The organism is Paenibacillus sp. N3/727 (assembly GCF_022637315.1).
Classification (GTDB): Bacteria; Bacillota; Bacilli; order Paenibacillales; family Paenibacillaceae; genus Paenibacillus_AQ; species Paenibacillus_AQ uliginis.
The window spans coordinates 3944168-3970000 of the sequence record NZ_CP093336.1 but is presented as its reverse complement, the minus strand read 5'-3'; the positions used below and the strand labels follow the sequence as shown (position 1 = coordinate 3970000).

At 45.3% G+C, this 25833-nt stretch carries 21 protein-coding genes, 5 tRNA genes and 2 rRNA genes (1 of these 28 running past the window's edge); 20 read left to right on the top strand and 8 right to left on the bottom strand.

Features of this window, described 5'->3' with window-relative positions; translation table 11 throughout:
* From MNQ98_RS18175 to MNQ98_RS18135, 9 genes are all read left to right on the top strand, one after another.
* Positions 1-887 (top strand): 23S ribosomal RNA (locus MNQ98_RS18175) (it extends 2246 nt beyond the left edge of the window).
* A 185-nt stretch (positions 888-1072) separates the two neighbouring features.
* Positions 1073-1189 (top strand): 5S ribosomal RNA (rrf, locus tag MNQ98_RS18170).
* Between the two features lie 350 nt (positions 1190-1539).
* Positions 1540-1616: transfer RNA gene (locus tag MNQ98_RS18165), tRNA-Met, on the top strand.
* 35 nt (positions 1617-1651) lie between these two features.
* Positions 1652-1727, top strand: a tRNA-Lys gene (locus MNQ98_RS18160).
* A 14-nt stretch (positions 1728-1741) separates the two neighbouring features.
* A tRNA-Leu gene (locus MNQ98_RS18155) sits at positions 1742-1825 on the top strand.
* 7 nt (positions 1826-1832) lie between these two features.
* Positions 1833-1904: transfer RNA gene (locus MNQ98_RS18150), tRNA-Gly, on the top strand.
* Between the two features lie 16 nt (positions 1905-1920).
* A tRNA-Pro gene (locus tag MNQ98_RS18145) sits at positions 1921-1994 on the top strand.
* Positions 1995-2192: 198 nt separating this feature from the next.
* The gene (locus tag MNQ98_RS18140; protein WP_241929524.1) at positions 2193-3467 is read left to right on the top strand and encodes a GNAT family N-acetyltransferase; all 1275 of its coding nucleotides are present in this window, start codon (positions 2193-2195) and stop codon (positions 3465-3467) included.
* A gap of 96 nt (positions 3468-3563) precedes the next feature.
* The gene (locus tag MNQ98_RS18135; RefSeq protein WP_241929523.1) at positions 3564-4271 is read left to right on the top strand and encodes a hypothetical protein; all 708 of its coding nucleotides are present in this window, start codon (positions 3564-3566) and stop codon (positions 4269-4271) included.
* 121 nt (positions 4272-4392) lie between these two features.
* Here the strand turns inward: MNQ98_RS18135 and MNQ98_RS18130 are convergent, their stop codons facing one another.
* From MNQ98_RS18130 to MNQ98_RS18105, 6 genes are all read right to left on the bottom strand, one after another.
* Positions 4393-5622 carry an aminopeptidase gene (locus MNQ98_RS18130; protein WP_241929522.1) on the bottom strand — a complete coding sequence of 410 codons (1230 nt, stop codon included), beginning with the start codon at positions 5620-5622 and terminating at the stop codon, positions 4393-4395.
* A 201-nt stretch (positions 5623-5823) separates the two neighbouring features.
* On the bottom strand, positions 5824-6645 hold the full coding sequence (locus MNQ98_RS18125; protein WP_241929521.1) for a carbohydrate ABC transporter permease: 822 nt from the start codon (positions 6643-6645) through the stop codon (positions 5824-5826).
* A gap of 14 nt (positions 6646-6659) precedes the next feature.
* Positions 6660-7622 (bottom strand): carbohydrate ABC transporter permease, encoded by a 963-nt coding sequence (locus MNQ98_RS18120; RefSeq protein WP_241929520.1) that lies wholly within the window; start codon positions 7620-7622, stop codon positions 6660-6662.
* Between the two features lie 45 nt (positions 7623-7667).
* Positions 7668-8927 (bottom strand): ABC transporter substrate-binding protein, encoded by a 1260-nt coding sequence (locus tag MNQ98_RS18115; protein WP_241929519.1) that lies wholly within the window; start codon positions 8925-8927, stop codon positions 7668-7670.
* Between the two features lie 291 nt (positions 8928-9218).
* A complete protein-coding gene (locus MNQ98_RS18110; RefSeq protein WP_208919316.1) occupies positions 9219-9392 on the bottom strand; it encodes a hypothetical protein in 174 nt (57 codons plus the stop codon).
* 93 nt (positions 9393-9485) lie between these two features.
* Complete coding sequence (locus tag MNQ98_RS18105; protein ID WP_241929518.1) at positions 9486-10418, bottom strand: DNA-3-methyladenine glycosylase family protein; 933 nt, start codon at positions 10416-10418, stop codon at positions 9486-9488.
* Between the two features lie 174 nt (positions 10419-10592).
* Between MNQ98_RS18105 and MNQ98_RS18100 the strand changes: the two genes are divergently transcribed.
* The 7 genes from MNQ98_RS18100 to MNQ98_RS18070 all read left to right on the top strand — a co-directional run bounded on the left by MNQ98_RS18100 (position 10593) and on the right by MNQ98_RS18070 (position 15888).
* Positions 10593-11201: a bifunctional transcriptional activator/DNA repair enzyme AdaA gene (locus MNQ98_RS18100; protein WP_241933964.1), complete on the top strand. Its 609-nt coding sequence runs from the start codon at positions 10593-10595 to the stop codon at positions 11199-11201.
* Positions 11198-11770, top strand: a complete 573-nt coding sequence (locus MNQ98_RS18095; RefSeq protein ID WP_241929517.1) for a methylated-DNA--[protein]-cysteine S-methyltransferase — start codon at positions 11198-11200, stop codon at positions 11768-11770. Before MNQ98_RS18100 ends, MNQ98_RS18095 begins: the two co-directional genes overlap by 4 nt.
* Positions 11754-12467, top strand: coding sequence for a 2OG-Fe(II) oxygenase (locus MNQ98_RS18090; protein ID WP_241929516.1), 714 nt, complete (start codon positions 11754-11756; stop codon positions 12465-12467). The genes MNQ98_RS18095 and MNQ98_RS18090 overlap by 17 nt, the downstream gene beginning before the upstream one ends.
* Positions 12468-12715: 248 nt before the next feature.
* Positions 12716-13432, top strand: a complete 717-nt coding sequence (pxpB, locus tag MNQ98_RS18085; protein WP_241929515.1) for a 5-oxoprolinase subunit PxpB — start codon at positions 12716-12718, stop codon at positions 13430-13432.
* A complete protein-coding gene (locus MNQ98_RS18080; RefSeq protein ID WP_241929514.1) occupies positions 13429-14457 on the top strand; it encodes a 5-oxoprolinase subunit C family protein in 1029 nt (342 codons plus the stop codon). The genes pxpB and MNQ98_RS18080 overlap by 4 nt, the downstream gene beginning before the upstream one ends.
* Positions 14432-15193, top strand: a complete 762-nt coding sequence (locus MNQ98_RS18075) for a LamB/YcsF family protein (protein ID WP_241929513.1) — start codon at positions 14432-14434, stop codon at positions 15191-15193. The genes MNQ98_RS18080 and MNQ98_RS18075 overlap by 26 nt, the downstream gene beginning before the upstream one ends.
* Positions 15194-15240: 47 nt before the next feature.
* Entirely contained in the window at positions 15241-15888 is a 648-nt protein-coding gene (locus tag MNQ98_RS18070) for a pyroglutamyl-peptidase I (protein WP_241929512.1), read from the top strand.
* A gap of 144 nt (positions 15889-16032) precedes the next feature.
* Here MNQ98_RS18070 and MNQ98_RS18065 read toward each other — a convergent pair whose 3' ends face one another.
* A complete protein-coding gene (locus MNQ98_RS18065; protein ID WP_241929511.1) occupies positions 16033-17166 on the bottom strand; it encodes a phosphodiester glycosidase family protein in 1134 nt (377 codons plus the stop codon).
* A 284-nt stretch (positions 17167-17450) separates the two neighbouring features.
* Here MNQ98_RS18065 and MNQ98_RS18060 point away from each other — a divergent pair, with 284 nt between their 5' ends.
* From MNQ98_RS18060 to MNQ98_RS18050, 3 genes are all read left to right on the top strand, one after another.
* The gene (locus MNQ98_RS18060) at positions 17451-19601 is read left to right on the top strand and encodes a hypothetical protein (protein ID WP_241929510.1); all 2151 of its coding nucleotides are present in this window, start codon (positions 17451-17453) and stop codon (positions 19599-19601) included.
* Between the two features lie 101 nt (positions 19602-19702).
* Entirely contained in the window at positions 19703-20398 is a 696-nt protein-coding gene (locus MNQ98_RS18055) for a DUF4274 domain-containing protein (protein ID WP_347272266.1), read from the top strand.
* A gap of 239 nt (positions 20399-20637) precedes the next feature.
* The gene (locus tag MNQ98_RS18050) at positions 20638-21594 is read left to right on the top strand and encodes an acetamidase/formamidase family protein (protein ID WP_241929508.1); all 957 of its coding nucleotides are present in this window, start codon (positions 20638-20640) and stop codon (positions 21592-21594) included.
* Between the two features lie 324 nt (positions 21595-21918).
* Here the strand turns inward: MNQ98_RS18050 and MNQ98_RS18045 are convergent, their stop codons facing one another.
* Positions 21919-22269, bottom strand: a complete 351-nt coding sequence (locus tag MNQ98_RS18045; protein WP_241929507.1) for a helix-turn-helix domain-containing protein — start codon at positions 22267-22269, stop codon at positions 21919-21921.
* A gap of 291 nt (positions 22270-22560) precedes the next feature.
* Here MNQ98_RS18045 and MNQ98_RS18040 point away from each other — a divergent pair, with 291 nt between their 5' ends.
* Positions 22561-25755 (top strand): bifunctional cytochrome P450/NADPH--P450 reductase, encoded by a 3195-nt coding sequence (locus MNQ98_RS18040; RefSeq protein WP_241933963.1) that lies wholly within the window; start codon positions 22561-22563, stop codon positions 25753-25755.
* Positions 25756-25833: the final 78 nt, after the last annotated feature.

Below are 25833 nucleotides of genomic sequence, written 5' to 3'. Positions count from 1 at the left end.
ATCCGGTGAAATTTTAATACCTGTGAAGATGCAGGTTACCCGCGACAAGACGGAAAGACCCCATGGAGCTTTACTGCAGCTTGATATTGGATTTGGGTACGATCTGTACAGGATAGGTGGGAGCCTAAGAAACAGGAGCGCAAGCTTCTGTGGAGGCGCCGTTGGGATACCACCCTGATCGTATCTAGGTTCTAACCTAGTACCGTAAACCGGTGCGGGGACAGTGTCTGGTGGGCAGTTTGACTGGGGCGGTCGCCTCCTAAAGAGTAACGGAGGCGCCCCAAGGTTCCCTCAGAATGGTTGGAAATCATTCGAAGAGTGCAAAGGCATAAGGGAGCTTGACTGCGAGACCTACAAGTCGAGCAGGGACGAAAGTCGGGCTTAGTGATCCGGTGGTACCGCATGGAAGGGCCATCGCTCAACGGATAAAAGCTACCCTGGGGATAACAGGCTTATCTCCCCCAAGAGTCCACATCGACGGGGAGGTTTGGCACCTCGATGTCGGCTCATCGCATCCTGGGGCTGAAGTAGGTCCCAAGGGTTGGGCTGTTCGCCCATTAAAGCGGTACGCGAGCTGGGTTCAGAACGTCGTGAGACAGTTCGGTCCCTATCTGTCGTGGGCGTAGGAAATTTGAGAGGAGCTGTCCTTAGTACGAGAGGACCGGGATGGACGTACCGCTGGTGCACCAGTTGTTCCGCCAGGAGCATGGCTGGGTAGCTACGTACGGAAGGGATAAGCGCTGAAAGCATCTAAGCGTGAAGCCCCCCTCAAGATGAGATTTCCCAATTAGTAAGACCCCTTGAAGACGACGAGGTAGATAGGTTGGAGGTGGAAGTGCAGCAATGCATGGAGCTGACCAATACTAATCGGTCGAGGGCTTATCCTAAAAGCTTTACGAAGTAAAGCTACTTCGGAAGCATATGCATGATTCGCAAATGATGTTTCGTATCTAGTTTTCAGGGAGTCAAGATGACTTTTCTAAATCCAAGTGGTTTAAGGAAAGCGCATATGGCTTTCAGCATTTGGCGATGCTGAAACCTGATTTATAGCATTTGAATAACAAATGCCCCGTTTGGTGGCGATAGCGGAAGGGTTCCACGCGTACCCATCCCGAACACGACCGTTAAGCCTTCCAGCGCCGATGGTACTTGGACCGAAGGGTCCCGGGAGAGTAGGACGTCGCCAAGCCAGATAAAGCCCGCTGTCGATATGAAATCAACAGCGGGCTTTTTTGTGTTTTTGATGCTTATTGAATGCGGATGATTAAGAAAGTGTGTTCAATACAACCCTTTCAGGATACATTTAGAAGTTGCAATATCGAATTATTTATGATATATTATATATCTGTTCTTTTTTTTATGAAATGCTTGTTGTTAAAAAAATGAAGCCTGTGAAAATATCACTTGCAATATAACTAGAAAAGTGATATATTATAATTCCGGCTGTTGAAAAACGGTTGATTTTAAATGATCTAACTGTAGTAAGATCATTAAATGGATTTTAAATTCTCTTCAGTAATAATACATACTTTCTAATGTCGCGGGGTGGAGCAGTTCGGTAGCTCGTCGGGCTCATAACCCGAAGGTCGTAGGTTCAAATCCTGCCCCCGCAACCAATCTTATCGTTTTCGCAATGATTTTTTCTTTTTAAGAGCCATTAGCTCAGTTGGTAGAGCACCTGACTTTTAATCAGGGTGTCGAAGGTTCGAGTCCTTCATGGCTCACCATTAGTTTTACTTGTGCGCGTGTGGCGGAATTGGCAGACGCACTAGACTTAGGATCTAGCGTCTTTGACGTGGGGGTTCAAGTCCCTCCACGCGCACCATGTTTTTGCGGACGTGGCTCAGCGGTAGAGCATCGCCTTGCCAAGGCGAGGGTCGCGGGTTCGATTCCCGTCGTCCGCTTATGTTTTGAAAATAACGGGATGTAGCTCAGCTTGGTAGAGCACCTGGTTTGGGACCAGGGGGTCGCATGTTCAAATCGTGTCATCCCGATTATTTATATATTTCAAAAGGGTACTGGATTCTATCCGGTACCCTTTTGTGTTTTTCTTGAAAGTGAATAACTAGCGTATCCATTATCGATCAACGCTATATATTAAATGACCATATTGTGTAAATAAGTTTAGCTTGTTATCTTAGTAATGGTAGTCTCATTTTAAACTATCCAATTCACCTGAAAGGAATCCTGTCATGAATGAGGTCATTCGTAAGCTAAATATCGATGAAATTCCTGCGTTTGTGGACATCGCTCTGAATGCATATCCTGCAAAAGCCGTTCCGGGACCGGAGTTTAGAGAACGACAAATTACACGTTTCACACACAATCAAGAGAATATGCCTACGGTTCAATATTATGGTCTGTTTCGGGATAACCGCCTGATTGCCGGGATGCGCATCCATGAATACACCATGAATCTTTACGGACGAATGATCCAAGTGGGTGGCGTAGGGCAGGTTGCCGTAGATCTCCTTCATAAGAAAGAAAAAGCAGCCAAACAGTTAATTGAGTTTTTCATTTCACATTTTAAGTTGAAGGGTATTTCTCTTTTGCTCTTATATCCGTTCAAACCGGATTTTTATAAAAATATGGGATTTGGCTATGGCACAAAAATGAATCAATATCGAATTAAGCCGGATAGCCTTCCAAGAGCAGCAGAGAAGCATGGCTTGGTGTGGTTGGATCGATCCCATCAAGATCTGATTCGTGACTGCAGCGACCGACAAGCCACATCTACACACGGAATGATGCTGAAAACTCCTTATGAACTGAATTCGTTGTTCAACGCTCCGGGTAAGAGGCTGATCGGATATATGGAAGATAACAAGTTAAATGGATACATTTCATTCACCTTTAACAGCATTAGCTCGGATAACTTCCTGCTGCATGACATGGTCATTCATGAGTTTGTATATGAGACACCGGAGGCGCTGCAACAGCTAGGCACTTTTTTACATACGCAAAGTGATCAGATCAACCGGATTATATGGACGACACAGGATGATACCATCGAATATTTGATCGGAGATCCTCGCAACGGCAGCGACCGCATTCTTCCGAGTGTGTTTCATGAAAGTCATACATCAGGTGTGGGCTTGATGTACAAGATCATTGATATTGAGAAGTTTATAATCGAACTTGCCCAAACAGGTGCTGTGTATAGCTCGAAGCCGGTTACTTTGCATTTTAAGGTAACTGACTCCTTCTCTTCCAAACAACCGAACTCTTTCGCCTTACACATTGAGCAAGAGTCATTAACGATTTCAATGCAAGAACAACGAGGTACTAGGGACGATTCGGTTATCGAATTGGACATCTCGGACTTATCTTCCCTGTTAATGGGCGTGGTTGATGCAGATAAACTTTATCAATACGGAAAAATAAAAACTTCCGATCCGCAAGTTATAGCATTGCTTAAAAATTGTTTCCGGCGCGTTAACAAACCGGTCTGCACCACAGCTTTTTAATATTGTATTGGATGAAAAGGGGGCTATGCTGAATATCATTATCCAGATGTGTAACAAAATCGCTTTCCCTTACGTTTAGCAGATAAAGGGGGATTGATGATGAAGATAAAAACTTTTGGCCTGCTTATGATTATTCTTCTAAGTGGATGCTCCAGCCTCCCGTTTAATCAGAATCAGACACATACCATTATCGATTGGGTGGATTTTGTAAAGCTGAATGGAAACATGTATACAAGTGATTGGGGAATCGTACTAAAAAATGAGAATAATGTGGCTGAAGAGGTTGGTGAAGTGAGTTTTACAGTGGATGAGTTCGTAACAGATCCAGGTTATAGAACCAAAGACGGGGATGCCGCCTTTCTGGATATTGGGACAAAACTTTATCGAGTAAATGGTTTTGGAACAGATGAGCTCATTGCTGTAGCTGACGACACTCGGGTAAACGGTTATAAACTGTATATACAGGATCAATTCAGGAGTTCCATGATCAAACTTTATGATGAGATTCCAAAAGGCAAGGTAAATAGCATTGGGCTGTATCATGACAATGAATCGAAGCCTTACAAAACCCTTACCGGGAAAGACATCAATAAATTTATTAAGCTTCTGGATGATGGGGTTGATTCCCCTAATTATTCACCTTATATGAAGAACGGAGATCCTCTATATTATCTCATGGTTTTTAATACCGATGATCCGATTGGCTACTCCTTTTCGATAGCGGATGATAGTCAAAATGTTTTTTTTCATCCTGACGGTACAAGGATTGTTGATAATGAGATTCGTGATACGATAAATGAGTAGTAATGATAAAATTCATATCACTTCCCACGTTAAAAGACCCTGCGGTTTGCCGCAGGGTCTTAGCTGTGTATTTATAAAAGTATACCTCTCGCCGAAGTAATGTGGAGGCTATAATTAGACACTATGCCCATTTTCCGCTACGGAACACCGGCTCGATGGTGCCGTCAGCCAACACACCGTCAATCTCCAATTCTTCCGAACCAATCATAAAATCGACATGCGTCAAACTGACATTTGCGCCTTTGGCGAGCAGTTCTTCCTTGGAAAGCTTGGTTCCACCTTCGATGTTAACTGGGTAGGAGCTACCCAGTGCAAAATGGCATGATGAATTTTCATCCACACCTGTATTGTAAAACACACGGTTTAAACGGGAGATTGGGGAATCATATGGCACAAGTGCCATTTCACCAAGATAGGAAGCACCCTCATCCGTATCGAGCAGCGAAGTCAGATGCTCACGTCCGGATTTCGCGTCATACTCAACTACTTTTCCGTCTTTAAACGTAAGGGTAATCCCTTCAACTAGACGGCCATTCAAGTTCAGTGGAAGTGTGCTGGTTACCGTTCCGTTGACACCTGTACGATGCGGCATTGTGTAGATTTCTTCTGTAGGCATGTTGGCGACAAAATAAACACCAGATTCGTTATAGTCTCCACCTCCAAGCCAGCGATAACCCTCCGGCATTTCGACACGCAAATCCGTGCCAGGAGCGCGGTAATGAAAACTTTTGTAACGTTTATTATTCATAAACTCCTGTCTTTGTTTCAGCTCGGCAATGTGTTCACGCCAAGCGGCAACAGGATCTTCTGAACCCACACGGTTCATCAGGAATACAGCTTCCCACATGGCATCCAATCGCTGCTCTTCCGGAAGATCGGCAAAGACTTTGTTCGCCCAAGCCCGGGTAGGTGCTTTGATTAACGACCAAGTAACCTTGTTATTTCTTACATAGGCCTGGTATTTTTCTCTTGCTACGGCAGCTGCTCTCACAGCAGTTGATACCTTGGATGAATCGATTCCACGGAACAGCTCCGGATCAGGTACCTTAATATGCAGTACGGCACCGCCGCCTTCGGCGAGCTGTTCCATCATGTCGGCCTGCCACTTCGGATAATAGCCAAAAGAGTCATCCGGCGCTTTTTCATAACGAATCCGGGTGGTTTTTTCATCTTCCCAATCGACCTGAACATATTTCGCTCCTGCTTCATAAGCTTTACTTACGACTAATCGAGTGAACTCGACGGTTTCTAGGGGGGAATTTACCAGCAAAACTTGACCGGGTTGCACATTTACGCCCACTTTTACAACGAGTTCTGCATATTTTTCTAACATCGTTTCAAAACTGCTCATATGTATATTCCTCCATGTCATGTATATCGGTACTTTAATAGTTTACCACGTTTTGAACAGTAAGCTGTGATGACCGATGAAAACATACACTTTATGGATTTTGGTGGTAACTGCTTGTACATATGCAGAGTTAAAATCGTCAAAATAAAGGGTGTCTCTATGGCTCATATAACCGAAGAGACGCCCTTTTGGTATGAAGGATTAACTTTTGATGGCTCCAGCTGCAATATCAGAAATGAACTGCTTGCTGATAAACAGAAATAGAACAATTAGCGGAATGACCGCCATTAACGTACCGGCGATAACCATGGCATAATCGGTCGTATAGATGCCGTTTAATGAAGAAAGAGCGATTTGAAGCGTAAACTTGCTTTCATCATTCAGTATGATAAGGGGCCAAAGGTAGTCATTCCATACTCCGATAAACGTGAAGGCGGCTAAGAATGAAAGAGCAGGTCTCAGGATGGGAAGCGCAACATTCCAATAAAGCCGGAAAAATCCACAGCCATCGATCCTGCCGGCATCCAACAGTTCGGAGGGAACCGATTCCGACGCATACTGACGAATCCAGAAAATGCCGAAGGCATTAGCCATACCTGGAATGATTAATGCTTTAAAAGTGCCTACCCAACTGAAAGTTGCCATAATAACAAAAGAAGGGACCAATGATAGCTGTGCCGGAGCCATCATGGTGGCGAGCAGAACGATGAACAGCCACTGTTTACCCGGGAAGTTGAATTTTGCAAATGTAAACCCGGCTAGGGAATCAAAGAACAGGACAAGAAGTGTACAAGCCGTAGCAACGAATAACGTGTTTAGGAAAGCGCCGAAAAAATCGATACTGCTTAGTACCCGTGTTATATTATCAATCAGATGGGGGCCAAACCACATTTTGGGCGGGAAGCTGTATATGTCTGCGGTCGTTCGCGTAGACATGACGAGAAGCCAGTAGAAAGGAAAGATCGATACGACCAGCCCGGCAAACAGCCCTAAATGCAGCAGAAGTGATTTACCTTTCATCATTCGTCTCACTCCTATTACGATTCATTTGATCCTTTGCCTTGGACCATTCTCCAGTTGATAATTGAGAAAAGGGCAATCAGTATAAACATTCCCCAGCCGACAGCGGAGCCATATCCGAAGTAATTGTTAACAAAAGCTTCCCGGTATAAATAGAGGACGATGGTTAGTCCTCCGCCGCTGACACCACCGTCATTGCCGACAAGCACCTGGGGTTCCGTAAATACCTGCATGCCGCCAATGGTAGAGGTGATTACGGTAAAGAGGATGATCGGTCTTAAATTCGGAATCGTAATTCTGAAAAAAGCCTGTATACCGGTAGCGCCGTCAATTTTGGCTGCCTCATAGAGTACAGTTGGAATGCTCTGCAGGCCTGCAAGGTAGATAATGGCGTTATATCCGACCCAGCGCCAAATGATCATTATGGAGATGGCCAGCTGTATGCCCCACATCTTGTTCAGCCACTCGACAGACTCCAGACCGATCAGATTGAGAAAGTAATTGAGCAGTCCATAATTGTTCGAAAACAGTGTGCTGAACACGATAGCAACGGCTACAAGGGATGTCACATTCGGCAGGAAGTAACCGATCCGAAAGAAGGTGCGGAACCTGACAAACGAAGCATTAAGCAGGAAGGCAATAATTAAAGCGAAACAGAGCATAGGTATGGTGGAGTAGATCCAGATGACGACTGTATTGCGAACAGCGCTCCAAAACTCGGGGTCAGTGAGCATGAACTGATAGTTATTCAATCCGTTGAATGTCATCTCGCCGATGCCGTCCCATTTTTGAAACGACAGATACATGGAGAAGGCAATCGGAAACAGACCGAAGACAGCGAATAAAATGTAAAAAGGTGAAATAGCCAAGTATTCTTTCCGATGTTTCCAGAGCGTCGCCGCAAAACCATTCCGGTCCTTGTCCGGGGATGGCCCGCTTCCACCATGCTGTGATGTATGTTGATGCAAGGATGGTTCCATACGTTTCAACCTCCATTGTTATCCTTCTCTTCATCACTGAAGGGGTTAACGCAGCAGTTCCTTCTTAACGCGTTTCAACGCATCCTCCCAAGCTTTATCCGGGTCTTTGCCTTCGAGAGCTACAGATTGAAGCTCCCGGTTAACAATTCCATTCACATTGCCAAATCTGCCACCGAAATAAGCGGATTGGACGTTGAGTGCTGATTCCGTGAAAATTTCACCTGTCGCCTGATCACCTAAGAAAGGATCTTTCAGAAGCATCGCAGGTGAATCCAAAGCACTCGCCGCCGAAGGGAACAGGTTCATACTTTCATACGATTTCGCCTGATTGTCAGGATTCAGTAGCCATTGAAGTACCTTGAATGATTCCTCCGGATATGGGCTGGTTTTCATAATAGCAAGGAATGAGCCCCCGTTGTTGCCGTCGCCGCCGGGTGCCCGGGCTACCCGCCATTTTCCAGATGTATCCGGTGCTGCCTGCATGAGTATCTCCTTCGCCCAAACGGCACCGACAAAAGAAGCGATTCTTCCGTTGTTCATCGCTGCGTTCCATTCGGAAGAGAAGCTGCTGGCGTTGGCCAAGAGTCCCATCTGAGATGCATTCACAGCGGTGTCCCAAGCTGTTTTCATGGAAGAGGAGGGATCCTCCCCGATGAAGGCATCCTCTTCTGAAAAATAAATGTGTTTGGACTGCGAATTGACCTGATTGTAGACATTATTGATGTTATCTGTGAGCTTGATCTTGCCCCCGAAGGCTTCATTGAGCTTCTTCCCGGCATTCAAATAATCATCCCAGGTTGCTAGTTGACGATGAACTTCTTCAGGGTCGTTGGGCAGTCCAGCCTCCTCAAACAGGTCAGCCCGGTAGAAGAGAGCGGTCGGTCCTGTGTCAATCGGCATCGCGATCATTTTACCTTCGGGGGTTACCCCCAGGCTCCATTTCCAATCGAGATAATCTTGTTCAATCTCTTTGGCTCCGAGCTCATATAAGTCGTAGAACCGGTCCGAGCTTGTGAACAGCTCGGCTACCCAGTCGTTGAAGGCAACGATATCCGGACCGCCAGATCCTGCGGCTAGAGTTGTCTTAAGCTTGGATTTGAAATCACCGCCAATCTTTTGAGCCTGAATTCGTATGCCGGGGAACTCCTTTTCTACCGCTTTAATCAGATCGTCGTCCAGACTCCGGTTCCAATACCACAGTGTAAGCGTTTTCGTTTCCGAGTTTGATTGATCAGCTGAGCAACCGCTTACAAAAAAGGTGATGCAAACGATCAAGCATGAAACAAGGAACCGACTATTAAGCATGGCTTAGCCTCCCATCCTGTAAAGTGAAAAAACGACCGTTTTACAGTGTATGACGATAGGAGGTAACAATATATTGAATTTTTACTTTTTAGTAAATGGAAGTTTTTGGGCCCGAAAGGAATAGAGACAGTAAGAATTTGACGATCATTCAGAAAAGACCTCACGCCCCTCTGTATTCAGAAGCGGCTATGAGGTCTTTTCTTGAAAACAGCATCCGTATCTCGCAAGAAAAACTACCGTTAAAGTGCGGTCTGTCTTCTTTGAGGTACGTCGATAAACGTTTTTCGTATGTTATTGCTGTTCTTTCGAAGTCTTCTCAGAGGACGGATTGTTCATAAATACTTCTGCCGCTTGCTCAGCAGAAAATTCCGTGTTGTCTAGTCCTTCGCCTGGAACAGGCATTTTATTCAGCTTTGTGGTATATACTTCGGATTTTGTTGGTTCATTCGAATTTGATTTGCTCATATGGACACCTCCTTTTGTAACTTGCGACATTATTTAGTGTCCCGAATCAGCGGAATCTTATGCAAATACCAGGCAAGCTCTATGGCATAATGATCAATATAACAGTCTCCACATATAGAATGTCGAGTAGGATTCCCAGTTTACCCAGCCAGCAGTGAGCTTAAGAAGTTCATCACGGGACGGTTTTAGTTCCGATCCGAGAGCATGCTTTACAGCATTATGCAAACCGACATCATCGATAGGAAAGGCAGAAGGAATTCGCAGGCAGCGCATTAATACATAATTGGCCGTCCATGGACCAATACCCCGGATACCCACCAATAATTTTTCGATTTTTTTATGATCTCCGATCTGTAGCAATGCTTCCTTCGACAGCTTACCCTCTACAAAAAGGTGAGCTATAGCAATTAAATACTCACGCTTCTTAACGGTCATCCGAAGATCCTCCATATCCGTTACTGAAAGGGCAGCGATCGCATCAGGTTCTGGAAACACATAGTACTTTATGTTATCAATTGTTACACTTCTGCCGTAGGTTTCTACGAGCCGTCTTTTGAGTGTGAAGGCAAAGGCTAGATTGATTTGCTGCCCAAGGATCCCCCAGCAGACAGCTTCGAATAAATCTGGAATGCCCATATTTCGGAGTCCGTAAAAGGAATGTATCGTCGTCTGGAGTAGCTCGTCTTGCTCGGCCATCTCATAAAAAGGAACAAGGTCTGTATCCAGGTCAAACCAATCCCTTACATAGCGGATAATAGCTTCAAAGTCGGTAGTATCTTTCGGCACAAGATCTCCAATAAAGGAGAGCATAAGCGAATGGGGGACATCGGGATCTTCAAATATTTCAATAACATAAATATGTTGTCCGATTGGCAGAGCTTTATAAATTCTATTTTCGTGGACACGGTACAAGCATTCATTGGGTGCACTGGTCAGGTAATTTAAGTTTTGTGAAAAACTGAATTCCGGAGGCACCGGAAGTTTTAAAGGCTGCCCTGAATTTGGTTGTTTGTATAGTTCAGTCATTATTCTATTCCTCCAAAGTGAAGTGGCTTTCTCTACTTAGTTGTACCATATATTGAATTATCAACATTTCATTATCTTGCTATTACATTCCATAATGCGTACATACGTCCCTATGCGGGGGTATACTGGAGGTGGAGGTGAACCATCGTGAATAAAGAACGAATAAAAGACTCTATGGATCAAGAGCTTCCGGAGGATCCTGAAGGAGAGTATCTGTCTGATGAACAATGGAGTGCTATTATTAACAACGATTCCAGATATGATGACCAGTTTTTTTATGCGGTACGAACAACAGGGATATTTTGCAGACCTTCCTGCAAATCAAAAGCACCCATGAAATCAAATGTCCGAATTTTTCAAAATGCGGAACAGGCGCTGTCCGCCCATTTCCGGCCTTGCAAACGATGCAAACCTACGGGAGAACGGTTGCCGGACCGGGAATGGGTGGAACAGATTGAGATGTATATTGATAACAACTACGCTGAGACGATCACACTGGAACACCTAGCTGATATTTGCCATGGCAGCCTCTATCATTTACAGCGAACTTTTAAAAGAGTAACAGGGATAACTCCTGTTGAATATGTGCAGCAGAAACGGATCGAGCAAGCGAAACAGAACCTGATCCACACGGACCAATCAGTCTCGGAAATATCGTTGAATGTAGGGATGGCCAATATCCCTTACTTCATAACTTTGTTTAAGAAGAAGACCGGATATACCCCTAAGGAATACCGTCACCAGCACCAAACACACCATTCTACGGAGGTGCAGAAACGATGAACACCACACAAAGAGACAAGGCAGTACCTATCTACTGGACATTATTAAACAATGCTGAGTGGACATTGCATATGGCTACTACGGAAAAGGGACTTTGTTTTGTGGGCTCTCACAATCAAGCGATAGATGAACTAATCGATTGGGCACAAACTCGTTATCCGGGAAGCCATATTATTAGAGATGATGAGAAGTTACTTCCATATGTTAAAGAACTTCTCGAATATTTAAGAGGAGAGCGTAAGATATTCAGCAAGCCGATGGATGTTCGGGGAACCCCCTTTCAGATTGCGGTGTGGAATGCTTTGAGTGCAATACCTTACGGATTAACGAAATCGTATTCAGATATTGCACAGCATATTCAAAAGCCTTCTTCGGTAAGAGCGGTTGGAACAGCAATAGGAGCGAATCCACTGTTAATCACCGTGCCGTGTCACCGGGTTATTGGTAAGAATGGATCACTGACAGGATACCGGGGAGGTTTGGAGATGAAAACCAGGTTGTTAGAGTTGGAGAAGAAAGACTTGGTGATTCCAGCAGAGGGGAGCAGGCTGCGTGTCTCTACTTCTTAAAGAACGGGTTACCGGACTGGAGTGGCCCCTTATCCAGCACCACCTGGATGAACAGGGGTTCGCTAAACTCCCGGTGCTATTCGGCAATAACGAATGCCAAGAGTTGATGGATGCATATGAGGAAGAGACACACTATCGCAGTACGATCAATATGTCAAGATACCGGTTTGGAGCAGGGGAGTACAAGTATTTTCAAGCACCTCTTCCAGACTTACTGCAGCAGCTAAGAGAGGCTCTCTATCCAGAGTTGTCCAGAACAGCGAACCGATGGTCCGAATATATGGGAAAGAAGCAAGGTTATCCGGATCACTTAGAGGAATTTCTGGAAGTATGTCATGAACAGGGACAGACTCGCCCAACACCACTCATCCTGAAATATGAAGAAGGAGGATATAACTGTCTTCATCAGGACTTGTACGGCGATGTATCCTTTCCATTTCAGGTCGTATTTGCATTAAATCGGCGGGAAAAGGATTATACCGGAGGACAATTTTTATTGATGGAGCAGCGTCCCCGAGCACAGAGCAGAGGTCATGTCATCACCCTGGAACAGGGGGAGGGGCTTATTTTTCCAACCCAGCACAGACCTGTGCTGGGATCGCGAGGTTATTACAAAACAACGATGAGGCATGGAGTCAGCACGATTACTTCCGGGACACGCTTTAGCCTTGGTATCATCTTTCATGACGCCAAGTGAAGAACCGACGCATGACTCTGCGACTCAAAAGAGCAAGGAAGCCTTCTGCCACCTCGGGATGGTAGAAGGCTTTTTTCTAAGCCAATAATCTTTGAATTTCCAATTGTCGTTCATACAAATGAGTGCGACCTAGATAAAATAACATATCTAATTACATCGTATCGTACAGCCTTTTCTTTGATATCATGTAGTTAGTACCTTGAGGAATCATTTAGCCATACAGATAAAAATAAGGAGGTTGATTGAAAATGATAAAGCCTCTTGCAATGCTTCCGCTGGGTGATTCGGCGGTACTTATCCAGCTAGGTCAAGTAATCAGCGAGTCGGTACACCGTCAGGTTCATGCTGCTGTGCAGTACATCGAGAACCATCCGTTTCCGGGTTACATCGAATGCATTCCTTCCTTCACAACAGTAAGTATCCACTACGACTTGCTCAAGCTACCCAGGCGTGACGGAGCCAGCTCTTCCTTTGAAGTTGTATGCACACTTCTGAATGAATTGTTAAGTGAAATCGAGCTTCAGGAAGAGCGGGGCCCTGTAGTCGTCGATATTCCGGTATGTTATGAAGAGGAATACGGACCCGATTTAGAAGTTGTAGCTACTATAAACGGGTTGACTCCGGAAGAAGTGATCCATATTCATACCGGGCAGGACTATCTTATATACGCACTCGGCTTTACTCCAGGCTTTCCTTATGTCGGTGGAGTATCTGAACAGATCTCGGCTCCACGAAAAAGCACACCAAGACTTAAAGTTCCTTCTGGATCGGTCGGGATAGCGGGAAATCAGACGGGAATTTATCCAATCGAAACGCCTGGTGGGTGGCAGATAATCGGCCGGACACCACTGGCTTTGTTTCTTCCGGAACAATATCCTCCGACGTTACTTGAAGGGGGGCAATACATAAGGTTCCGGAAAATAGACCGTGAGGAGTTTGCATTTCTGAAAGGTGGCAGCGTATGAGCATAACAGTTATTAAACCTGGGTTATTGTCCACCGTCCAGGATTTGGGAAGAACACGATATGGTAAATACGGGGTAAGCATGTCGGGCGCAATGGATCACTTTTCTCATCGCACAGCGAATTGGCTGGTCCGAAACGATGAAAGAGAGGCCACGCTTGAATTGACCTGGTCGGGCTTCACCGCTCAATTCGAGCAGGATCAATGGATTGCAATCACTGGAGGAGATTTTTCGCCTGCAATTGAAGGTGTAAGTGTTCCGATGTGGCGGCCGGTGTTTGTTCGAAGAGGCAGTATACTCACTTTTCATAAACCAATTACCGGATGCAGATCATACTTGGCTGTCTCAGGTGGAATCGATGTCCCTGAGGTGATGGGCAGTCGCAGCACCTATTTACGCGCTGGAATTGGTGGATTTCAAGGTAGGGTATTAAAGTCCGGGGATGTGATACGTGTTAAAACTGAAGGGTCTAATAAACTTTTACATCCAAACGAGTTTGATGAAGGCAGTCCTTTTTATTCCGTAAAATGGTCGGTTCCAACGACTTTATTTCCTTCCTATCACGATCATCCGACGATTCGTGTTACCTGCGGAAACCAATTTGATGATTTCGATATGGAAAGCAGGAAGTCTCTGTATGATCAGACTTTTCAAGTGACACCCCAATCGGACCGCATGGGATACCGTTTGTCAGGAGCGCCGTTACGTTTAAGTTCAGTAGGTGAGTACACATCCGAAGCCGTGTCGCTGGGCACCGTTCAGGTCCCGGCCGACGGGCAGCCGATCATTCTGATGGCGGACCGTCAGACCCATGGAGGATATCCGAAGATAGCGCAAGTCGCGAGCATTGATATTCCGGTTATAGCCCAGGTGCCACCTGGGAGCTCTATACGATTCAGCGAGATTACCTTGAAGGAAGCCGAAACATTATTTATTGAATGGGGCCAGAAGATCCAGTTTCTGTCCAAGATGATCTATATGAGGTTAAAGGAGGAGTTTCATGTTACAGGTGGATCTGAATTGTGACATGGGGGAGAGCTTCGGTGCATACCGCATAGATATGGATGAAGAGTTAATGAATCATGTAACCTCAGCCAACATTGCCTGCGGGTTCCATGCCGGAGATCCCGCCGTGATGCGTTCTACCGTTAAACAAGCGCTCAGTAAAGGAATATCTCTCGGTGCCCATCCCGGACTACCGGATCTTGCGGGCTTCGGGAGAAGAAACATGGATATTACACCGGACGAGGCCTATGACATGGTTACTTATCAGATTGGTGCACTTGAAGCATTTGCCAAACAGGAAGGAGGCGTCCTGCGGCATGTGAAGCCGCACGGCGCTCTGTACAATATGGCAGCCACCTCCAGACCTCTTGCTGATGCAATAGCTGCTGCCGTTCAAGGTATCGATTCAAGCCTGATCTTGTATGGTTTATCCGGCAGTGAGTTGATTCAAGCTGGGCAGAGACTGGGGCTGTTAACGGCTCAGGAGGTGTTTGCAGACCGCACATATCAGGATGACGGTTCGCTAACTCCCAGACGGTTGCCAGGTGCGTTGATTACCGATTCCGAACAAGCCGTACAACAGGTTATCCGTATGGTGAAGGAAAAGGTGGTCCTATCTACATCTGGCAAGAGAATACCGATTCAAGCGGATACGGTGTGTATTCATGGAGACGGAGCCTTTGCTTCCATGTTTGCATCCGTGCTTTGTTCCCGGCTTGCGGCCGAGGGAGTCGTTGTGAAAGCTGTTCGCGAGTGAGCAAGAGAATTGATACATATTAACGATGACTATTAGGAGGCACTTCTATGAAAATATTAATATCCGGCTTTGAGCCTTTTGGCGGCAGCAGCATAAATCCGACAGAGCGACTAATACAGGAAATTGTAAATATACCTTTTGAAAATGTAGAGCTCAGAACAATATTGCTGCCTGTTTATTTTGATGAGTGTGCGGAATTGCTACTGCGTGAGATAGAATCTTTCAAACCTGATGCGGTTATTGCCTGCGGAGTTGCGGCCGGCCGGACATCTATTACCCCGGAACGAATCGCAGTGAATGTTAAAGATATCGCTCCGGATTCACCTTATCCAGACAATCGAGGCGGCCGGCCGCAGGATGAGCTGATTCAACCGGGAAGCCCTGATGGGCTGTTCAGCCGACTGCCGATCCGCAAGCTGGTAGATCGGATGCGGGAACAAGGGATACCGGCCTCCATCTCCAACACAGCTGGAACTTTTATTTGCAACAATACGATGTATGCTGTGCTGGACTATATCCGGATTCATAACTTACCGATGCTTGGAGGCTTTGTTCACTTTCCAGCATCGACTGAAATGGCAGTGGACAAGCCCGGGCTCCCGACATTAACTCTTGATACGATGTTAAAAGGGTTGGAAGTCATCATTCAGACTACAATTGAAGAGTTGAAACATGGATTGCAGGCAACGAAATAAGAACCGTGCAATGCACATACAGCGATCAAACAACTGTCCAACGGTTTGTTGCTGATCGTCTGGTTAAAGTTTCTGAACATACAAAAAGCCGCTCATCCCGAGCGGCTTCTTGTAATTAATCTGATAAACTAGTCTGCATTATGTTTATTTATATTTTACGATAATCGCATTGCTGATCTGGCGCCCAGGTGACGTAAGATAAGAACCGTTGTAATAAAGGCCGCTGGAAGCACCGCCATCCAAATTCATGGCCTGATATGCACCAGCTTGTTTCATGATTTCAGCGAGTTGTGGAATGGTAGCGCCACCCGTCGTTAACAAGATGAGCTTATGATCCTTCGTAATGCCCAGAGCACTCCGAGCTCCGCCTCCGGTCAGGATTTTCGGATCACGGAACCCTTCTTTTTTAACATCAAGAGAAACCTTACCGTTTACGACTAATCGTGGGCCTGCTTGTACGGCACCCGCCGATTTGCCTGACGTAAAGTGTTCTTTAAAATCCAACCCAGGGAGTAACTGAGCAAGGTTATTGGAGTCAAAAGTAAATACGGTTCGTCTATCAGCAGGACTGTCTTTCAGAAGATTACCGCCTCCGACGATATAACCATAAGGTGTTTTGAAAGAGCCTGGTGTGTATGCGTCAAAAAACGTTCCATTGATCGCTGCAACTGCATTATTGCGTTTGGCCAAACTGCGCAGATCTTCGACCTTACCAACTTTATTGCCGGCTAGTACAACATCTAGCTCTACCTTGGGGTGAAGCAGAGAGACTGTAACGGTCTGTGCACTGAATGTACGCGAACCGACCTTAAAGGATTTACGTGAGGATACGATTGCCTTGGAGCTAGGCGGAATTAGTGTGCCTGAAAGAACCGGCAAGGGGGTCGTAGTCTCCCCCTGGGAGATTTGGACCGACGAAGTATCTTTATTCCATGAAATATTGAGATTCAAATGTTGGGTAATAAATTGTAGTGGTACAAACGTATTTCCGTTATCACGGAAAGGGGCTGCCTTTATCTCAGTCTTCTTGCCATTTACGTATGCCGTGCGTTTGCCAACATAGAGAGTAAGATTGGTATCTTCCATGGAGATATCGATTTTTTTCTGAGCTGATTGATAGTTGACCTTGATCCCTTCGTAGCTTTTTAACAATCCAACAGGAATGAAGGACTGACTGCTCTTATCCACATATACCAACATTTTTGCTGGGGATGCGGCGTAGAGTGGCGTAACCAGTGTGAGCATGGCTAGCAGAACTAAAGCGGTGATTCTTTTCATGTACGGTTCTTCTCCTTTGTATGTATATGGCACGTAACAACGTGTTTATAGAGTATATCGGTATTTACTGACTCATAATGTAGCTGGCGAATGATAAGGAAACAAATTCCCCTTTAAAATGCGAAATTATACTGATATGCCCTGAATGAGACTTTTGAAGAGTGGATCCTGCTACTATCTACCTATTTTTTAGTGAAAAGGTAACAAGAATCATGATAAATGTCGATAAACTGGTATAGTACTGGAAAATACCTGTGTAACAGAGGAACAAAGGAGAGAAATGAATGATCGTTAACAGGAGAACAACCAAGTTATCTCTAGTCATTGTGATGATGCTGGCTATGGTATTTCCCACGAGCGTTTTTGCTGCGAACGGGGATCTGACATCTATCGCTTTTGACACGAATGAGGAAGAGATTCATCTAACTGTCGCCGAAACGACCAGACAGCTTCGCGTCCTGGCAACCATTGAAGGTTCTAGTGCCAAGAAAGATGTAACCAACGAGGCGACATGGACTTCTTCCAGCACCAAAACAGTTAAGGTTGAGGGCGGATTACTTACACCGCTCGATAAGGGAACGGCAACAATTACAGCTAAATACAAAGGCTCGATAGCCACGGTTAAAGTCATTTCTAAATATGCGGCCGAAGAGTTTGCAATTAACCAACCTAAAGAGGTTGAGTATAAGCTCGGTACGGAAGGTATTGAAGTTAAAGCTCTTACCGACGGTACGAATGATGTTACTTCGGAAGCTAAATGGACATCCTCGGATGAAGGTGTCGTTACCGTTGATAAAGGCCAGTTGAAGCTGATCGGCAGAGGTAATGCAACGATTGCAGCTTCATATAAAGGTCTCAGCGCGTCATATAAAGTGAAAGTAATATCACCTTACGAGAAGCTTGCCATCTCTCCAAGTGAGGATCAGGAGCTCCTCGTTGGAGATGGTCCTGTAGAGCTAAAGGTTTACGCTAGAACATCAGATTCTGAAACAGGTCAGGGTACAGAGGTGACAGATAAAGAGGAGCTTAAGCTTAAATCTTCCGATACTTCTGTAGCGAAGATAAATGACGACGGCAAGCTGGAGCCTGTAGCATTAGGTAAAGCGACGATCACCGCGACTTATCTTGGAACTACCGCTTCAATCGATGTTTACGTTCGTAATCCATATGAAGCCTTGATCTTGACCGAGCCGGATTTCATTAAAAATCCACTGATGTTCCTGAATGATCAGACAACGATTAAGGCTATGGTACGTAATGCGGCAACGGAATCAAATGAGGTCGCTGCGACATGGACATCCTCTAATCCGCTAGCAGTAACAGCAGATGGTGGAAAAATTACAGCGAGAGCAACAGGTACTTCCAATATCAAAGTTTCATATCTTGGAATATCTAAAGAATTCCGTGTGACTGTATTACCGACCGTTACAGAGTTCAAAACAGACGAAACGGAAATTAAACTTCTCAAAGACGAGTCCAAGTCGGTACCAAAGGTAACTGGAACATTGCTTGATCTCGAGAAACAGGATTTCAGCAAATCCGTACAATGGACAACGAGTGATGAGAAAGTAGCAACAGTAGATGACGACAAAATCAAAGCCAAAGCTAAAGGCGAAGCAGTCTTGACCGGGAAAATCGGCAGCAAAGAAGTGGCTGAGGTTAAGGTAATCGTTAATGAGAAGGTATTGATCCTTTTGCCATCCATTGAAGAATATCAGATGGTTACAGGTAGAACTGAGGATCTGCCGAAAGTATCGGCTGTGCTTGAAAACGGTGACGAGGAAGATATAAGTTCATCCGTTGAATGGTCGTTAACGGGTACTGCTGCTGTCATCAAGGATGGCCGGATTAAGGGACTGACTAAAGGTTCTACAGTTCTTAAAGGAACTTATTTAAATCAAAGTATCAAGATCCCCGTAATTGTGGAACAGGAGATTGTTAAGATCATTGTAGACCCTGAAACGGTTGAACTAAATATCAAGAAATCTAAATCTATTAAAGCAACAGGATACTATGTGAATGGAAAAACCGTTGCACTGTCGACTAAGATGAATTGGGTTTCATCGAATCCAAAAGTAGTAACGACAAGCCGTTCTTCCGTTAAAGCAGTCGGAGAAGGGACGGCAACTGTTAGTGGTTCGTATCAAGGTATTCCGGTTAGTGTAAAAGTGAATGTGGTGCCGAAGCTGACAAAGTTAACTGCCAGTGAGAAAAAGCTGAAATTGGCCCCAGGTGCTGTCAAAACCGTATCGTTGACGGCTGAATATGACACCGGTAAGACAAGCAGCGTAACAGGCAATGCACAGTGGTCTAGCAGCAACACATCTGTTGCCAAAGTAACTGACGGCAAAATCGAAGCGGTATCTAAAGGAACCGTACGTATTAAAGCTAAGCTTGGTACCAAAACTGTGACTGTTACGGTTTCTGTAAAGTAACTCAAAAGAGCTGCTTCCGGATTGAAGGAAGTGGCTCTTTTTTATATAATGTTAGCCATTAGGGCAGGAGAAGACGAAAGAAGGGATTACGATTGAACTGGATGGAAGTTAGTAAATCCAAAGATGCACAGATTGCAGCTTCCGCTGCGAAAGTGTTGGATATCAACGCGCGGGATGAACGCGGCCGAACGCCTTTAATGCTTTTCCTTACAAATAAGATGCCGCCTGATGCGATCAAGGTTCTGCTGATGAACGGAGCAGATCTTGAAGCCGAGGATAAACTGGGTGATACGGCACTTAAGAAAGCAGTGAAATTCAAGCAAACAGAAGCCCTTAAGCTTCTCTTGGAATATGGCGCTAAGCTTGATTCGCCGCTGGGGATTTTGGGAACAGCTTGGAACTCTGCACGGAGAGATAAGTCAATGGCCGATATGCTGCTAGAGACGAAGGGAGCGATTCGACTCACTTTGACTCCGGTGGAACAAGAGCGTGTAGACGATCTTCTATATGAGGATTCGAAGAAGACGGCGTATGATAAAATCCGCCAGTTGGACTCTCCGGTTCTGCTACATGCGGTAGTGAACGGCTATAACTGGGATGATGGTCCGGAGTCGATGATGGCGGTTTTTGAGAATCCTGTTTGTGCGGAAATTACGCTGCTTGATATGTATGATCTAATGGATGGGAATTACTGGCTGGAGGAAGACGAAAGCAATCTGGATGATCTAGACGAAGGAAAACGTTTCAGGGAACTTGCATCAAAGCTGAAGGAAAAGCTAGCACGCTCGAAAGACTAAAATTTACAGGCTTACTCCCAAAAAATTAATGATGACCTGCCGGTAAGATTAAGATACCGGTAGGTTTTTTGTTGTGATTAAACTTTAGTAAAACTACAACAAACTCTTAAGAGTAAAATTTATTACTCTACAAAGAAATGAGTATTGACTGTTAGAGTGATTTAAATTACTTTATATAGTAATGATATAAATTCATTTTTTACCAAGTCTATTACAAAATCATGTGAGGAGTGTGGATCATGTCAAGTATTCACTATCTAAAGCCAGAGCTTGATACACTTCACGGTTTTTTCAGCAAAGATTTGGAACCTGCACTGAAGATTGACTCTGGAGATACGGTTGTGTTTCAGACACTGGATGCCGGGTGGGGTTTGGAGAATCGTTCAGCACCGGGACAACCCAGAAGAAAGTTCACTGAGAGAAAAGAAAGCCGGGAATGCAAACAGTTTGGTCATGCATTGGTTGGGCCGATCTATATTGAGCAAGCCAAACCGGGTCAAACCTTAGAAATTGTAATCAATGAAATAGTTCCCGGGGATTGGGGGTGGACTTCGGCAGGAGGCTTTCCAAGCTATTGGAATAAGAAAATGGGGCTGACAGAAGAGAAAGAAATAACAATGGATTTCGAACTAGACATTGAGCAGATGGTCGGAAGAAGCCAGTTCGGTACCTTTAAGTACAGTGTTCCTTTAAACCCCTTCATGGGAGTTATGGGGATGCCACCTAAGGAGGAGGGAAAGCATACAACTTTTGTACCTCGGGCTTACGGTGGAAACATGGATTGTAAAGAACTACAAGCGGGAACTACCCTGTATTTGCCGATTCCGGTAGAAGGCGGACTGTTCTCGACGGGGGATGGTCATGCTGCGCAAGGGGACGGTGAAGTTTCCGGTCCTGCTCTGGAATGTCCAATGGATAAAGTTAGCTTAACCTTTCATGTCAGGGATGACATGCAGTTATCAATGCCCCGAGCGAAGACAAAAAACGGATGGTTGACGATGGGGTTCCACGAAGAATTGGAGGAAGCCATGTGGATCGCTTTAAATGGAATGTTGGACCTAATGATGACAACGTATAACATTTCACGTGTAGAGGCATATGCTTATGCCTCGTTGACTGTAGACCTTCGAATTACCCAAATCGTCAATGTATCAAAAGGAGTTCATGCCTTTCTACCATTTCATGCGCTTCGTTGATCTACAACTGGAGAATAAAACAACCCCTTTGCCTGTTGTAAGACGCTACGTGTACGAATCGTTCCTCCGACCGCTCTTGCCCCCGAATTTCTTGAATTATTTTCTTAGCGGAAGAAATTCGGGGACAAGAGCGTATGCTTTCGATGCGAGCTTTCCTTTGGAAAGCTTTTAGCCGGACGCTAACGCTTCTCCGGAATCGCTTCGTCCTCTCCGCTACATCGTACATGCCCATAAGCTTCAAATCCTCGTCAGGATGCTTATCCTTGCGCTTCATATAAGCATAGTAACCGCTTCTGCAGATCCCCAGATATGCACAGAGTTCTTTTACGGTTTGCTTATGTTTAAGTTCGTCGATGGCAACATATCGATCCTGCAACCCTCCCGATTCAAGATTTGTAACCACTTTTTTAGGACGTCCACTTCCATTTGCAAACGTCGCAATTCACGTTCTTGCTCTATTTCAGTCCTGTGCGGATCTCCACGTCTGTCCTCAAATGCGGCTTGTCCTTCTGCCCGGTACTTCCTAACCCAAACTCTAACACGATCCTTATCTTGTATTTCTAAATGTTCTGCAATCTTTCTGTAGCACCATCCTTCCTCAATAAACAGTCGCACCGCTTCTATTTTAAGAGACTCTGGATAATGCTTAAACTTTTGACCTTTCTTTGCTGGCATAAAAAATGCACCCCCTAGAATTGCATCGGATTTACCCAGGGGTTTTTCCAATGTCTATTATAAGGGGTGCGCTTCATAAACTCTTACACCGCCATTTCTTTATTTTTCGTACTTTTTTTGATTAAAGCGAGCTATTCTTCAAGTGAGGTTACCTCTTTTGGGACGGCCCCTTATTAATATTAAATACCATGTATATAGGGAAGAGATGCTGCAAACAATAACTTGTTAGTGCTACGGCAATCAAACCGTTAACATTGAGATTGGATTAATTGGAGGAGAAATGATATGCAGATGAACGATGAATTTCAAATTCCGCAGCCCAAAACGTATGGTCCACTAGGAAATTTACCTACGTACAACCTGGAAAAGCCGATACAATCCTTGACGGAGTTGGCTTATGAATTGGGCCCGATCTTCCGCATGCAGCTCCCGGGAGGCCGTAACGATATTTACATATCAAGCGAGGAACTTGTGGCCGATGCCTGTGACGAGGACCGTTTTGATAAAAGGGTATGGGCACCACTTCAAAAAGTGCGATCATTTGGTGGAGACGGCCTGTTTACCAGCTGGACGGAAGAGCCGAATTGGCAAAAAGCACACAACATTCTCATTCCAAGCTTCAGCCAACGAGCAATGCAGAGCTATCATTCCATGATGGTAGATATCGCTGTTCAGCTAGTCCAAAAGTGGATGCGCTTGAATCCAGATGAAAACGTCAATGTACCGGAAGACATGACCCGTCTTACGTTGGATACGATTGGACTCTGCGGGTTTAATTACCGCTTTAACAGCTTTTACCGCGAGCAGCCACATCCGTTTATTACAAGCATGGTCAGAGCGCTGGACGAAGCGATGAGTCAGCTTAGCCGTCTTGGAATCCAGGAAAAATTGATGGTCATCACCAAACGTCAATTCAAGCAGGACATTGATACGATGTTCTCTTTGGTGGATAAAATCATTTCAGAACGTAAATCCGGTGAGGATCAAGAAGCGGAAGATTTACTCTCTCGAATGCTGACAAGCAAAGATCCGGAGACCGGCGAAGGCCTGGATGATGAAAATATCCGTTATCAGATCATCACTTTTCTCATTGCAGGTCATGAAACTACGAGCGGATTGTTATCATTTGCAATCTACTTTCTTATGAACAATCCCGAGGTGCTGCAAAAAGCATACGAAGAGGTCGATCGTGTTCTGACAGAACCTACCCCAACGTACAAACAGGTTCTGGAACTGAAGTACATTCGGATGATTTTGAATGAAACGTTGCGATTGTGGCCAACAGCTCCAGCTTTTTCGGTATATGCCAAAGAAGACACGGTTCTGTCCGGTAAATACCCGCTGCAAAAAGGCGATAGCGTCAACGTCTTGATTCCGAAGCTTCATCGTGACCCGACAGCCTGGGGAGATGATGTGGATGATTTCCGGCCTGAACGGTTCCAGGATCAAAGTAAGGTGCCGATTCACGCTTACAAGCCTTTTGGAAATGGCCAACGGGCTTGTATTGGTCAGCAGTTTGCACTACATGAGGCGACACTGGTATTAGGGATGATATTGAAGCATTTCGAGTTTTTCGATCATGATCAATATCAGTTGAAGGTGAAGGAAACATTAACATTGAAACCCGATGACTTTGAAATTAAGGTTCGTGTACGGGAGCAGTCGGTGGTTCAAACCACAATACAACCAGAAGAACGTTCTGCGGTTCATAATAATCCGAAAAAAGATGTTTTTCAAGGAGCCACTTTAACCGGAGGCAATCATATTCCTCTGCTCGTACTGTACGGTTCTAATCTTGGAACAGCCGAAAGTATAGCCAGAGAGATTGCAGACGTTGCCCGACTTCAAGGGATGCAGGTGGAAGCCGCCTCACTAAACAGCCGGATCAACAATCTTCCGAAGGAAGGCGCCGTTATCATCGTCGCGGCCTCCTACAACGGAAAGCCGGCCAGTAATGCCCGTGAATTCCTACAATGGCTGGAACTGCTGGAAGAGGAGGAATTGAGAGGTGTTAAATATGCGGTGTTTGGGTGTGGAGATCGCACCTGGGCAAATACGTATCAGGTAGTACCGAGACGAATTGACGAACTACTGCATCTGAAAGGAGCTGAACGGATCTCGGAACGGGGCGAAGGCGATGCCAGCGGGGATTTTGAAATGCAGCTCGAAGTATGGAAAAGGCGACTGAGGGATGATCTGATGAAGGCATTTGATCTTAAGCTGGAACATGCTGCGGAGAACGAAAGAAACTCGCTGAATGTAAAGTTTGTACATGGCGTTGCAGGAGGCCCCCTTGCACAGTCCTACGATGCCTTCCGTGCAGCAGTCACCGTGAACCGTGATCTTCAAGCACCTGAAAGTGAACGCCGTACCAGACATATTGAGGTCGCACTTCCTTCGGGAGTAAGTTATGAAGAAGGGGATCATCTTGGAGTCCTGCCTGCGAACAGACGCATGAATGTAGATAGGATTTTGCAGCGTTTTGGATTAAATGGAAATGAACATCTTGTTCTTTCATCCAGTGGAAGAAGTGCAGCCCATCTACCTCTGGAACGACCGGTAAGCTTGTATGATCTGCTCAGCCACAGCGTTGAGGTTCAGGATGCGGCCAGCAGGGCTCAACTACGAGAGCTTGCGGCATATACCGCTTGTCCTCCGCATAAGCGTGAACTGGAAGCACTTCTGGAAGAAACGGTTTATAAAGATCAGGTGCTGAGTAAACGCCTCACCATGTTGGATTTGCTCGAAAAATATGAGGCCTGTGAGATGCCGTTTGAGCGTTTTCTTGAACTGCTTCCGCCATTAAAACCAAGATACTATTCCATTTCCAGTTCCCCTCGGGTTAATTCAGATGCTACCTCTATTACGGTGGGGGTAGTTAGAGGACCTGCAAGGAGCGGCAAAGGTGAATACTATGGAGTAGCTTCGAATTACCTTGCAGATCTTCAGCCTGGCGAGGAAATGATCATGTTCATCCGAACACCGGAATCGGGATTCCGACTGCCGGACAATCCTGAAACGCCGATTATTATGGTAGGCCCGGGAACCGGAGTAGCTCCATTTCGTGGATTTTTACAGTCACGCAGCATGATGAAACAGAACGGTAAGGGTATTGGTGAAGCACATTTGTTCTATGGATGCCGAAATGAATTGGACTACATTTACAGGGATGAAATGGAGAAATTTGAGAAGGACGGTTTGGTGAAGCTTCATATTGCTTGTTCGAGACTTGAGGGAACACCAAAAACATATGTTCAGCATTTGTTGAATGAACAATCCGCGCACATGATTGATATTCTGGATCTACAGGGTGGATATCTGTATATTTGCGGAGACGGAAGAAGAATGGCTCCTGAGGTTGAAAACGTTTTTCATAACGCATATATGTCTAAACATGGAGTAGGTGAAGAGGAAGCAAGTAAGTGGCTTCAACAGCTTCAGGATGAAGGCCGATATGCTAAAGATGTATGGTCAGGGGATCATTAAAATATTTAAGCCATCGATTATTTCGATGGCTTTTTTTGATATCTGTTTTTCTAGATCGGATTATAATTACGTTAAAAA

Excerpts from the sequence above, each read along its gene's own strand:
- MNQ98_RS18050 (WP_241929508.1), top strand. The coding sequence starts at position 20,638 with ATGTCAAGTATTCACTATCTAAAGCCAGAGCTTGATACACTTCACGGT.
- pxpB (WP_241929515.1), top strand. The coding sequence starts at position 12,716 with ATGATAAAGCCTCTTGCAATGCTTCCGCTGGGTGATTCGGCGGTACTT.
- MNQ98_RS18060 (WP_241929510.1), top strand. The coding sequence starts at position 17,451 with ATGATCGTTAACAGGAGAACAACCAAGTTATCTCTAGTCATTGTGATG.
- MNQ98_RS18110 (WP_208919316.1), bottom strand. The coding sequence starts at position 9,392 with ATGAGCAAATCAAATTCGAATGAACCAACAAAATCCGAAGTATATACC.
- MNQ98_RS18135 (WP_241929523.1), top strand. The coding sequence starts at position 3,564 with ATGATGAAGATAAAAACTTTTGGCCTGCTTATGATTATTCTTCTAAGT.
- MNQ98_RS18070 (WP_241929512.1), top strand. The coding sequence starts at position 15,241 with ATGAAAATATTAATATCCGGCTTTGAGCCTTTTGGCGGCAGCAGCATA.
- MNQ98_RS18100 (WP_241933964.1), top strand. The coding sequence starts at position 10,593 with ATGGATCAAGAGCTTCCGGAGGATCCTGAAGGAGAGTATCTGTCTGAT.
- MNQ98_RS18045 (WP_241929507.1), bottom strand. The coding sequence starts at position 22,269 with ATGCCAGCAAAGAAAGGTCAAAAGTTTAAGCATTATCCAGAGTCTCTT.
- MNQ98_RS18075 (WP_241929513.1), top strand. The coding sequence starts at position 14,432 with ATGTTACAGGTGGATCTGAATTGTGACATGGGGGAGAGCTTCGGTGCA.
- MNQ98_RS18130 (WP_241929522.1), bottom strand. The coding sequence starts at position 5,622 with ATGAGCAGTTTTGAAACGATGTTAGAAAAATATGCAGAACTCGTTGTA.
- MNQ98_RS18055 (WP_347272266.1), top strand. The coding sequence starts at position 19,703 with ATGGAAGTTAGTAAATCCAAAGATGCACAGATTGCAGCTTCCGCTGCG.
- MNQ98_RS18120 (WP_241929520.1), bottom strand. The coding sequence starts at position 7,622 with ATGGAACCATCCTTGCATCAACATACATCACAGCATGGTGGAAGCGGG.
- MNQ98_RS18140 (WP_241929524.1), top strand. The coding sequence starts at position 2,193 with ATGAATGAGGTCATTCGTAAGCTAAATATCGATGAAATTCCTGCGTTT.
- MNQ98_RS18095 (WP_241929517.1), top strand. The coding sequence starts at position 11,198 with ATGAACACCACACAAAGAGACAAGGCAGTACCTATCTACTGGACATTA.
- MNQ98_RS18125 (WP_241929521.1), bottom strand. The coding sequence starts at position 6,645 with ATGATGAAAGGTAAATCACTTCTGCTGCATTTAGGGCTGTTTGCCGGG.
- MNQ98_RS18065 (WP_241929511.1), bottom strand. The coding sequence starts at position 17,166 with ATGAAAAGAATCACCGCTTTAGTTCTGCTAGCCATGCTCACACTGGTT.
- MNQ98_RS18080 (WP_241929514.1), top strand. The coding sequence starts at position 13,429 with ATGAGCATAACAGTTATTAAACCTGGGTTATTGTCCACCGTCCAGGAT.
- MNQ98_RS18105 (WP_241929518.1), bottom strand. The coding sequence starts at position 10,418 with ATGACTGAACTATACAAACAACCAAATTCAGGGCAGCCTTTAAAACTT.
- MNQ98_RS18040 (WP_241933963.1), top strand. The coding sequence starts at position 22,561 with ATGAACGATGAATTTCAAATTCCGCAGCCCAAAACGTATGGTCCACTA.
- MNQ98_RS18115 (WP_241929519.1), bottom strand. The coding sequence starts at position 8,927 with ATGCTTAATAGTCGGTTCCTTGTTTCATGCTTGATCGTTTGCATCACC.